Annotated in this window: 10 protein-coding genes, 1 tRNA gene and 1 pseudogene; 5 read left to right on the plus strand and 7 right to left on the minus strand. The window is 65.6% G+C overall.

From position 1 onward, the window contains the following. Nucleotides 1-119: 119 nt before the first annotated feature. The 3 genes from hemW to rtcR all read right to left on the minus strand — a co-directional run bounded on the left by hemW (nt 120) and on the right by rtcR (nt 3,180). The gene (hemW, locus tag HHL13_RS22195) at nt 120-1,265 is read right to left on the minus strand and encodes a radical SAM family heme chaperone HemW (protein WP_169558150.1); all 1,146 of its coding nucleotides are present in this window, start codon (nt 1,263-1,265) and stop codon (nt 120-122) included. 116 nt (nt 1,266-1,381) lie between these two features. After that, nucleotides 1,382-1,455: transfer RNA gene (locus HHL13_RS22200), tRNA-Gly, on the minus strand. Between the two features lie 132 nt (nt 1,456-1,587). Then, on the minus strand, nt 1,588-3,180 hold the full coding sequence (rtcR, locus tag HHL13_RS22205; protein ID WP_169558151.1) for an RNA repair transcriptional activator RtcR: 1,593 nt from the start codon (nt 3,178-3,180) through the stop codon (nt 1,588-1,590). A 292-nt stretch (nt 3,181-3,472) separates the two neighbouring features. Here rtcR and HHL13_RS22210 point away from each other — a divergent pair, with 292 nt between their 5' ends. From HHL13_RS22210 to rtcA, 3 genes are read left to right on the plus strand one after another with little or no spacing between them, the layout of a single operon-like run. Further along, complete coding sequence (locus tag HHL13_RS22210) at nt 3,473-4,696, plus strand: RtcB family protein (RefSeq protein ID WP_277347044.1); 1,224 nt, start codon at nt 3,473-3,475, stop codon at nt 4,694-4,696. A gap of 31 nt (nt 4,697-4,727) precedes the next feature. After that, the gene (locus HHL13_RS22215; RefSeq protein WP_169558153.1) at nt 4,728-5,141 is read left to right on the plus strand and encodes a hypothetical protein; all 414 of its coding nucleotides are present in this window, start codon (nt 4,728-4,730) and stop codon (nt 5,139-5,141) included. Then, the gene (gene rtcA, locus HHL13_RS22220) at nt 5,138-6,157 is read left to right on the plus strand and encodes an RNA 3'-terminal phosphate cyclase (protein ID WP_169558154.1); all 1,020 of its coding nucleotides are present in this window, start codon (nt 5,138-5,140) and stop codon (nt 6,155-6,157) included. Before HHL13_RS22215 ends, rtcA begins: the two co-directional genes overlap by 4 nt. 14 nt (nt 6,158-6,171) lie before the next feature. Here the strand turns inward: rtcA and HHL13_RS22225 are convergent, their stop codons facing one another. The 4 genes from HHL13_RS22225 to HHL13_RS22240 are packed head-to-tail and all read right to left on the minus strand — an operon-like array spanning nt 6,172 to nt 9,879. Next, nucleotides 6,172-7,149, minus strand: coding sequence for a nitronate monooxygenase family protein (locus HHL13_RS22225; protein ID WP_169558155.1), 978 nt, complete (start codon nt 7,147-7,149; stop codon nt 6,172-6,174). A gap of 15 nt (nt 7,150-7,164) precedes the next feature. Beyond that, nucleotides 7,165-8,328 (minus strand): acetyl-CoA C-acetyltransferase, encoded by a 1,164-nt coding sequence (locus tag HHL13_RS22230; RefSeq protein ID WP_169558156.1) that lies wholly within the window; start codon nt 8,326-8,328, stop codon nt 7,165-7,167. Between the two features lies 1 nt (nt 8,329). Then, nucleotides 8,330-9,121, minus strand: coding sequence for an enoyl-CoA hydratase-related protein (locus HHL13_RS22235; protein WP_169558157.1), 792 nt, complete (start codon nt 9,119-9,121; stop codon nt 8,330-8,332). Beyond that, entirely contained in the window at nt 9,118-9,879 is a 762-nt protein-coding gene (locus HHL13_RS22240; protein ID WP_169558158.1) for an SDR family NAD(P)-dependent oxidoreductase, read from the minus strand. The genes HHL13_RS22235 and HHL13_RS22240 overlap by 4 nt, the downstream gene beginning before the upstream one ends. A gap of 85 nt (nt 9,880-9,964) precedes the next feature. On the opposite strand from HHL13_RS22240, the gene HHL13_RS22245 reads away from it, so the two are divergent. Further along, a complete protein-coding gene (locus HHL13_RS22245; RefSeq protein ID WP_169558159.1) occupies nt 9,965-10,606 on the plus strand; it encodes a TetR/AcrR family transcriptional regulator in 642 nt (213 codons plus the stop codon). Nucleotides 10,607-10,626: 20 nt separating this feature from the next. Then, nucleotides 10,627-10,749, plus strand: a pseudogene (locus HHL13_RS22250) (electron transfer flavoprotein subunit beta/FixA family protein); the annotation flags it as partial.

Below are 10,749 nucleotides of genomic sequence, written 5' to 3' on the forward strand. Positions count from 1 at the left end.
ACCGGTTTTTCGCGGTATAGGTGTCAACCGTGTCAACCAGCACCGTTCGAAGTGCTTGTTACTGAACGATTTACGCAAATTCGTCCGCGCGATCTGCAGAGCGCGAATATCGGTCCGTCTTACGCCAGCAACAGTTCGCGCAGGATCGCTTCAAGAACGGGCATCCCGGCTTCGGTAACGCGAAGCCGGGCGCCTTCGCGGGCGGCGAGGCCGTGGTCGATCAGCCGGTCCAGCACGCGCGCGTCGATCGGCGCTTCGCCTCCGGCCAGCAAAGCGACGCGGCTCAGGTCGACGCCTTCGCCCAGCCGCAGGCCCATCACCAGCGCTTCGACCGCACGTTCGTTCGGGGTCAGCGCATCTTCGCGCTCGATGCCGTGGCCGTTGCGCTCGATCGCCGCGATCCAGTTCTCGGGCTTCTTGCGCCGCACCGTCGCCGCGCCGCTGCGCCGGCCATGCGCACCGGGGCCGATCCCGGCATAGTCGCTGTAGCGCCAATAGGTCAGGTTGTGGCGGCTCTCCGCGCCGGGGCGGGCGTGGTTCGAAATTTCATAGGCAGGCAGGCCGGCCTCGGCGGTGATCGCGCGGGTCGCTTCGAACAGATCGGCGGCAGCATCGGGATCATATGCGGCGAGTTGCCCCTTCTCGAACATCGTCGCGAAGCGCGTGCCGGGTTCGATGGTCAACTGGTAGAGCGAGAGATGCTCGGTGCCGAAGCCGATCGCGCGGCGCAACTCGGCGTCCCAATCGGCAAGCGTCTGATCCGGCCGGGCATAGATCAGGTCGAAGCTCACTCGCCCGAACACCGACTGCGCGGTTTCCAGCGCGGCCAGCCCTTCGCTCACGCCATGCGCGCGGCCAAGGAACTTCAGCGCCTCGTCATCGAGCGCCTGTAGACCGAGCGACACGCGGTTTACCCCCGCCGCCGCCAGATCGGCGAAGCGCGCGGCTTCCACCGATGAGGGGTTGGCTTCCAGCGTGATTTCCACGCCATCGGTGAAGCCCCAGCGCGCCTCGGCTTCGGCGATCACCGCCGCGACCGTCTCGGGCGGCATCAGCGAAGGCGTGCCTCCGCCGAAGAAGATCGACGAGACCGGCCGATCGGGCAGCGCCTCTGCCTCATGCCGCAAGTCGCGCAGCATGGCCTCACGCCACGCCGCCTGATCCACGCTCTCGCGGACATGGCTGTTGAAGTCGCAATAGGGGCATTTGGACACGCAGAACGGCCAGTGGACGTAGAGTGCCAGGGCCGGTGAGGAGGCGTTCACGCGCAATGCTCGGGAATCGAACCACGCGCGTAGCCCGGCAGGGCGGAGCGCCACAAAAGACTCACGGGTTCGTGCGAACCGGTTGCGAGGATCGACATGCTCACCGAGGGAAGGGCTGGAGCGGGTAACGGGAATCGAACCCGTGTATTCAGCTTGGAAGGCTGCTGTACTACCATTGTACTATACCCGCTTATAGCCTTGAAATCAGCTAGTTAGCGGCATCGATGCGATCGGATTGCCGGTCGTTTTGCAGCGATGCGCTTGCCCAGTGCCACGACGACCCGTTCATGGTCAACATCGAGCTTGCGAATAAGACCAATTGCTATGCGTCGTTTACGGCCTGCCAGGACAGGTCGAACCTCGCGAGATATTTGCGAAGCCGGTCGGCATCGTTCGCCGAGGCGCGGCGACTGCGGGAGGCGGCGAAAAGCCGCCGGCCCGCTTCGGACAGCGAACGGCTGGCGCGGCATGTCGCGACGACATAGTCGAGTTGCACCCGGTCGAACGGATCGAGTTCGGCCAGTTGCCCCGCATCGAGCAGCCCGTCGAGCGTATCGCTTTCACGGTTCTCGCTTGCCCATAGACGGCGCAGGCGCGCCACTTCGGCCGATACGCCCGCCAGGTCGATCCGTCCCGCCGGGGATAGCGTCGCCATCCGCGTCACGCTGGCCGCCAGATCGCGGAAATTGCCCGGCCATCGCGCTTCGGGCCCGGTCGCGAACGCCAGATACGCCTGATGCGCCTCGCGGTTGAAGGTCACCCGGGTGCCCTCGCGCTCCGCATAGCGGTCCAGCTCATATTCGAGGTTAGGCGCGATATCCTCGCGCCGTTCGGCCAGGCCGGGGAGTCCGAAGGTCCACAGATTGAGGCGCGCGAGCAGATCTTCCCGGAACCGCCCCTCGCTCACCGCCTTCGCCAGATCGCGATTTGTCCCGGCGATCAGCTGGAAATCCGATCCCACCTCGCTGTCCGATCCCACCGGCAGGAAGCGCTTGTCCTCGATCGCGCGCAGGATCATCGCCTGCTCGTCCAATCCGAGCTCACCGATCTCGTCGAGGAACAGCACGCCCTTGTCGGCAGTGCGTAGCAGGCCCGGCCGGTCGGCGGTCGCGCCGGTGAAGCTGCCCTTGCGATGCCCGAACAGCGCCGACATCGCGCCGTCGCCGCGCAGCGTGGCGCAATTCACTTCGACGAAGCCGCCTTTAACCTGATGCTTCAGCCGCTTCAGTTCGTAGATCCTGCGCGCCAGCTGGCTCTTGCCTGCGCCGGTCGGTCCGGTCAGCAACACCGGCGCGCGGCTGCGCACCGCGACATGCTCGATCTCCTCGATCAGCGCGTTGAAGCCCGGGTTGCGCGTGTCGATGCCCGATTTGAGGAATGAGGTGCTTTCCGCCGTCGCCGCGGCAAAGCGGGTGGCGATGCTGTCGTAGCGTGACAGGTCGAGGTCGATCGCGGTCCAGTTGCCCGGCGCGCTCGACGGCGATCGGCGCGAGGGCTGGGTCTGGAGCAGACGGCCGGGCAGGTATCGCGCCTCGGTCAGCAGGAACAGGCAGATCTGCACCACGTGCGTGCCCGTGGTGATGTGGATCAGATAATCCTCGCCTTCGGGGTCGAACGGAAAGCCGCGCACGAAGTCGAGCAGCTTTCCATAGACTTCCTCGAAATCCCACGGATCGCGAAAGCCCAGCACATGCCGCTCGACGCGCGTCTCGGGCGAGACCGCCGCGATATCCCGGGTCACGAAATCGGCGAGCGCACCATGCGATTCCCCGTGAAGCATCACGAACCGGTCGACGCGCAGATCGTCGTGCATGCACAGCCCCACCGAGGGCCGCCACTTGTTCCACCGCGACGCATTATGCGGCCCGCCGTCAAGCGTTGAACCGATAAAGCCGATGACGGTGAGTGGGCGCATGTTTATCCTATCGGATAAAATACGAGCTATGTCGATAGATACATATGCGGGCGAAATTTTGCACACTGGGCGCCGTCGTAAATATAATTGTTTAAAATTAGATACTTGTCGATTTAATGGCGCGATCGTTCGTTCTGGCACGCAGCGTGCGTAGGGATAGTCGTCGAAGCGGCGCCGTTGAACACGCCGCCTTCGACAGGCGGAAGGCAGGGGCGGCCGGAATGGGCCGGCCGCCCCCAACCGCAGCGGATTTCATCGCTCCTTCGCGAGCGAACAGGATAGGATGACCGTCATGACGACGAGTTTCGAATACCAGCATGTCGATGGCGGCGTGCCGATCAAGATGTGGACCCGCGGCGTGCCCGTGGATCAGAAGGCTCGCGACCAGCTGTCGCGTGCGGCGCAGATGCCGTTCGTGTTCAAGCATGTTGCCGCGATGCCCGATGTCCATGTCGGCATCGGCGCGACCGTCGGTTCGGTGATCCCGACCAAGGGCGCGGTGATCCCGGCGGCGGTGGGCGTCGATATCGGCTGCGGGATGATGGCCGCGCGGACCTCGCTGATGGCGCATGACCTGCCGGACAATCTGGAGGGCATCCGCTCGGCGATCGAGCAGGCGGTGCCGCATGGGCGCGCCGTTGGCCGCAACAAGCGGGACACGGGTTCATGGGGCGATCCGCCTGCGGGGATCGTCGATGCGTGGGCGACGCTCGCGGCGCGCTTCGGACGGATCGTGGCAAAGTACCCCAAGCTCGAGAAGACGAACAACCTCGTCCATCTCGGGACTCTGGGCACCGGCAACCACTTCATCGAGCTGTGTCTCGACGAGGAAGCGCGGGTGTGGGTCATGCTCCATTCGGGTTCGCGGGGCGTGGGCAATGCGATCGGCAGCTTCTTCATCGAGCTGGCGAAGCAGGACATGCGCAAGTGGCATATCAACCTGCCCGACGAGGATCTGGCCTATTTCCCGGAAGGGACCGATCATTTCGACGACTATGTCGAAGCGGTCGGCTGGGCCCAGGACTATGCCGCGCTCAACCGGCGCATGATGATGACCAACGTCATCGCCGCGCTCCGGAGCCGGATCGCCAAGCCGTTCGATGCGGAGATGGAAGCGGTGAATTGCCACCACAACTATGTGACGCGCGAGAACCATTTCGGCGAGAATGTGCTCGTGACCCGCAAGGGCGCGGTGCGCGCGGCGAAGGGCGTGATGGGCATCATTCCGGGATCGATGGGCGCCAAGTCGTTCATCGTCCGGGGCTTGGGCAATGCGGAGTCGTTCGACAGCTGCAGCCACGGGGCAGGGCGGATCATGTCCCGCACCGAGGCCAAGAAGCTGGTGACGCTCGACGAGCATGTCCGCGACACCGAAGGCGTCGAATGCCGGAAGGATGCGGGCGTGATCGACGAGACGCCGCGTGCGTACAAGCCGATCGAAGCCGTGATGGCCGCGCAGGCCGATCTGGTGGAGATCGTCCACACGCTGAAGCAGGTGGTGTGCGTCAAGGGGTGACCCCCTTGACGCCGCGATCGGGAGCAAGACGATGCGAAAGGCCCTGCACTGCACCGCATGCGGCGCACAGCTTTCCCGGCCGCTCCGGATTCTGTCGCTCAAGGACCCCGCAGTCGGGCGTCCGGAGCATGAACCGGAAAAGCCGCTGAGCGACCCGGGTACTGCATACAAGTCGTACGAACCGATTGAACGTTCCTATTCCGATCAGCCCGCCAGACTGGAATTCGCGCCGCAATACTGGATCAACCCCGAAGACCTCGACAAGTCGGTCCGCTGGACGCGCAAGCGGAAACGGATGGACGGCTGTTGCGGTGTGGCCGGTGCCAATGGACCCAACAAGCTCTGCGCTTGCGGCGCGGAGATCGGAACGCACCGCACCGATTGCTGGACATCCCGCGTGTTCATCCCCGAACCCGCGGCAACCTATTGGAACGAAGAATCATGATCATCATCGACGGATCGGAAGGCGAAGGCGGCGGACAGGTGGTGCGCAATTCCTGCGCGCTATCGCTTGTCACCGGCCAGCCGTTTCGCATCGTCAACGCGCGCGGCAAGCGGGAAAAGCCCGGCCTGATGCGCCAGCATGTCACCTCGATCGAAGCCGCCTGCAGGATCGGCGGGGCGGATTGCGAGGGGCTGGCGGTCGGTGCGTCCGAATTCACCTTCCTTCCCGGCAAGGTCGCCGCTGGCGACTATCATTTCGCGGTCGGCACCGCGGGCAGCACCGGCCTCGTGCTCCAGACGATCCTCGTTCCGCTGATGCTGGCGGAGGGGCCCTCGCGCGTGGTTCTGGAGGGCGGCACGCACAACATGCTCGCGCCGCCGTTCGACTTTATCGAGCGGACCTTCCTGCCGATCGTCAATCGCATGGGGCCGCGTGTCGAGGCTCGGCTGGTGCGGCACGGCTTCTATCCGCGTGGCGGCGGCCGGATCGAGGTGGAGATCACTCCGGCGCCGCTCCGCCGGATCGACTGCCTGGATCGCGGCGCACCGCTCGGCCTGTCGGGAACGGCGCGCTTCGCCGGTCTGCCCTTCGACATCGCCCAGCGCGAGATCAAGGTGGCGCGCAAGGAACTCGGCTGGGCCGAGGACGCCTTCGCCGTCCGTCAGCTTCCCGAGGATCAGGGGCCGGGCAACATCCTGTTGCTGGAGGCGGTATTCGAGCATGTGACCGAGATCGTCAGCGGTTTCGGCCAGCTCGGGGTTCCGGCGGAGCGGCTGGCGGCCAAGGCTGCCGGACGAATGCAGGGCTATCTGGAGTCCGCGGCCTTTGCCGGGCCGTATCTTCAGGATCAGCTGTTGCTGCCCTTCGCGCTCGCCGGCGGCGGAGTGTTCACCACGGTGAAGCCGAGCCAGCACAGCCTGACCGCGGCGGACATCATCGAACGCTTTCTGGAAATCCGGACGGTCTTCACGCAGCGCGACGACGGATCCCATCTCGTAACGATGGGATCCGGTTGACGGCCTGACAGCGGTCAGGCGGCGAGGGCGGAGAGCCGGTGGCGGATGATCGTCTCTGCTTCGGAAACGATGCGGCTGACCAGCTCGGCGCAGGTCGGGATATCGCGGATCAGGCCCTGGACCTGACCGGCCCAGATCAGGCCTGCGTCGATATCGCCGGTTTCGAGGGCGACCCGTCCCTTCGCGCCCGCGACGAGGGGGCGGACGTCCTCGAACACCGCGTCCTCGCGCGCGCTGATCGCGACGACCTGATCGGAGACGCTGTTCTTCGCGACCCGGCCGGTATTGTGGAACTTGCGGAAGATCAGGTTGGTGCCGCGCTCGTCATTGTCGAGCAGCAGCTGCTTCACCTTGTCATGGATTGGCGCTTCCACCGTTGCGCAGAAGCGCGTGCCCATGTTGATCCCCTCGGCCCCCAGCGCCAGCGCGGCGGCCAGGCCGCGCCCGTCGCCAAAGCCGCCGCTGGCGATCATCGGGATCTTCACCTTGTCCGCCGCGGCGGGAATCAGGATCAGGCCCGGAATATCGTCCTCGCCCGGATGGCCGGCGCATTCGAAGCCGTCGATCGAGATCGCGTCCACGCCCATACGTTCCGCCGACAGCGCGTGGCGGACGGCGGTGCATTTATGGATCACCTTGACCCCATGCGTCTTGAACTCGTCGACATGCTCCTGCGGCTTGTGACCCGCAGTCTCGACGATCGTGACCCCGCTCTCGATGATCGCGCGGCGATACTCGGCATAGGGCGGCGGAGAGACCGAAGGCAGGATCGTCAGGTTCACCCCGAACGGCTTGTCGGTCATCGCCCGGCAGCGGTCGATCTCGCGGCGAAGATCGTCCGGAGTCGGCTGGGTGAGCGCGGTCAGCAGGCCGAGGCCGCCCGCGTTGGAAACCGCCGCAGCCAGCTCGGCGCGGCCCACCCACATCATCCCGCCCTGAACGATCGGATGCTCGATGCCGACCAGTTCGGTGAAGCGCGTACGGATCGCCATGTCAGTCTTCTCCGCTCACAGCCGCTCGACGATGGTGACGTTGGCGATGCCGCCGCCCTCGCACATCGTCTGCAGGCCATAGCGGCCGCCGCGCGCCTTCAATGCGTGGAGTAGGGTCGCCATCAGCTTGGTGCCCGATGCGCCGAGCGGGTGGCCGAGCGCAATCGCACCGCCATTGACGTTCAGCTTGGCCGGATCGGCGCCCAGCGCCTGAAGCCACGCCATCGGCACCGAGGCGAAGGCTTCGTTGACTTCGAAGAGGTCGATATCGTCGATCGTCAGGCCTGCGCGGGCCAAGGCCTTCTTCGTCGCCGGGATCGGCTCCTCGAGCATGATCACCGGATCGCCGGCTGTGACGGTGAGGTTCACCACGCGCGCCAGCGGAGCAAGGTTGAAGCGCTTCAGCGCTGCTTCGCTGACCACCATCAGGCCCGACGCGCCATCGGTCATCTGGCTGGCGTTTGCGGCGGTGATCGTGCCGCCTTCGGTCAGCGTCTTGACCGCCGCCATCGCTTCCATCGTACCGCCGACGCGCACGCCATCGTCGGTGTCGAAGATGCCGTCGACCGTCTCGACCGGCACGATCTCATCCTTGAACGCACCCGCTTCGATCGCGGCGGCTGCCTTATGGTGGCTGTCGAGCGCGAAAGCGTCCATCGCCTCGCGGGTGAAACCATATTTGTTGGCAATGGCCTGCGCGCCGTGGAACTGGCTGAACTCCGCGACACCGTAGCGATCGCGGATGCTCTTGGGCCACGGACCCTCACCGATACCGGCAGCGCTGTGTAGCGCGACGTTCGATCCCATCGGCACGCGCGTCATGCTTTCCGCTCCGGCGGCGATGACGATATCCTGTGTGCCGGACATGACAGCCTGCGCCGCGAACTGGAGCGCCTGCTGCGACGATCCGCACTGGCGGTCGATCGTTACCGCCGGAACGCTGTCGGGCAGGCGCGAGGCCATCACGATGTTGCGGCCGAAGGCGAAGCCCTGTTCGCCCGCCTGACTGACGCAGCCGACGATCACATCGTCGATCGCGGCGGGATCCACGCCGGTGCGGTCGACCAGCGCGTTGAGGATGGTTGCGCCCAGATCGGCGGGATGGACCCCGATCAGGCCGCCCTTGCGGGCGCGCCCACCGGCGGTGCGAACGGATTCGACGATATAGGCTTCGGCCATGTCAGGCTCCTCTGAAGTTTGCCGGGCGCTTCTCGAAAAAGGCCGCGATCCCCTCGCGCGCCTCGGCGCCCGCGGCGATCGCCATCGATCGCAATTCGCGGTCGAGCTGGGTCTCGAACCCGCTCTCGAAACTCTCGCGCAGCATCGCGCGCGCTGCGCCGAACGCCGCGACCGGTGCGCTGGCCAGCTTCTGCGCGACCTTTTCGCCTTCCGCCGCCAGTTCGGCATCGTCGACGGTGCGCGTTACCAGCCCGCACGCTTCGGCTTCGTCGGCGGAGAGGCGGCGGTTGGTCAGGATCATCTCCTGCGCTTTGCGTAGCCCCACCAGCCGGGGCAGCAGCCAGCTCAGCCCGCCATCGGCGGTCAGCCCGATCGCGCCATAGGCGGCAGTGTAGTGCGCGGCTTTGCCCGACAGCACGACGTCGCCCATCACCGCGAGGCTCAGCCCGACGCCAGCCGCCGGTCCGTTGACCAGAGTCAGCAGCGGCTTGGGCATCGTCGCCAGCCGCTGGATCCCGGCATGCAGCGTCCCGATCAGCTCGGTCAGCGCGGCGGGCAAGGCATCACCCGCTTGTCTCATCGCGCCGATATCGCCGCCCGCGCAGAACAGCCGGCCGTTTCCGGTGACCACCACGCAGCGCACCGAAGCATCGGTCTCGCACGCGATCGCCGCTTCGAAAAAGGCGCGCGCCATCGGAAGGTCGATTGCGTTGCCGATGTCGGGACGGTCGAGCGTGATCCGCCCGATCCCGTCCGCGACTTCGAACGCAATGCCGTCCTTTGAAAAGCTCACCGCGGCGCCATGCGGATCGCGCCGTCGAGGCGGATGACTTCACCGTTCAGCATCGGATTGGTGACGATCGCTTCGACCAGCTGGGCATATTCTGCGGGCTTGCCGAGGCGGCTGGGGTGCGGAACCTGTTGGCCCAGCGAGTCCTGCGCGGGCTGGGGCAGGCCCATCAGCATCGGGGTGAGGAAGATGCCCGGCGCGATAGTGACCACGCGGATGCGATGCTGTGCCAGATCGCGCGCGGCGGGGAGGGTGAGGCCAACCACCCCGCCCTTGGACGAGGCATACGCCGCCTGACCGATCTGGCCGTCGATCGCGGCGACAGATGCGGTGTTGACGATCACCCCGGCTTCCTCGCCCTCGATCCCCGCTGCGATCAGCCGCGCGGCGAATTTCGAAATCATGTTGAAGGTGCCGATCAGGTTCACTTCGATCGTCTTGCGATACACGTCGAGCGAGTGGGGCAGGCCCTCCTTGTTGACGAGGCGCACCGCCGGGGCGACGCCCGCACAGTTGACCAGCACGCGGGCCGGGCCGTGCAGTGCTTCGGCGGCGGCGAAGCCGGCATTGGCCGAATCCTCGTCCGCGACATTCACCTTGAAGAAGGCCCCGCCGATCTCGGCCGCGGCTGCGGCGCCGACTTCCTCGTTCAGATCGAAGATGGCGACTTTCGCGCCGTTCGCTGCCAGCATCTTCGCCGTGGCGTTGCCCAGACCCGATGCGCCGCCGGTCACGACCGCGGCGATTCCCTGTACCTGCATCCCCGTCGTTTCCCTCTTTTATACCCGTGAGAATAACGCTACTGGTGAGTAGCTGTACGAGGTTGGGGTGCATGTCAAGGTGACGATGGGAAGTAGTTCGACGGTGCCGCTTCCGGTTTCGCCCTTTCGCTCGACCCGGTCGACGGCGGAGGAAAAGCAGGAGAAACGGGCGGCCTTGCTGCTGGCGGCGGTGCGCATGTTCAACGAGCGCGGTTTCCACGCGACTTCCCTCGAGGATGTCGCGGCATCGCTCGGCGTGACCAAGCCGGTCATCTATCATCACCTGGGCAACAAGGATCAGGTACTGTTCGAATGCGTGCGCAGCGGCCTTGGCGAGTTGCGCGACGCGGCGGAGCGTGCGCGGGGCGAGCAGGGCAGCGGGCTGGATCGGCTGAAGGCTTATCTGCGCCGCTATGCCGAGACGATCATGAGCGATTTCGGCCGCTGCATCATCCGCACCGGCGACGAAGTGCTGAACGAAGAGACCCGGTTGCGGTTTCGCGAGTTGAAGCGTCAGATCGACACCGATCTGCGCACCCGGATCGAGGAAGCGGTGGCGGATGGCTCGATCGTCGTGGCCGATGTCCGCACGGCGGCGTTCGCTATTGCCGGGGCGCTGAACTGGTCGGCCCGCTGGCATCGTCCCGACGGGCCTGAGAGCGCCGCCGAGACAGCGGCGGGGCTGGTTGATTTGCTGTGCGCCGGCCTTGCGCCGCGCGAGCGCTGAACATTCTGGAGGTAGGAAGCATGAAGCTATTGGTGCCGGTCAAGCGAGTGCTTGACTATAATGTGAAGCCCCGGGTGAAGGCGGACGGGACGGGCGTCGATCTGGCGAACGTGAAGATGAGCATGAACCCGTTCGACGAGATT

The sequence above is a fragment of the Sphingomonas sp. G-3-2-10 genome (genome assembly GCF_012927115.1).
Lineage (GTDB): Bacteria > Pseudomonadota > Alphaproteobacteria > Sphingomonadales > Sphingomonadaceae > Sphingomonas.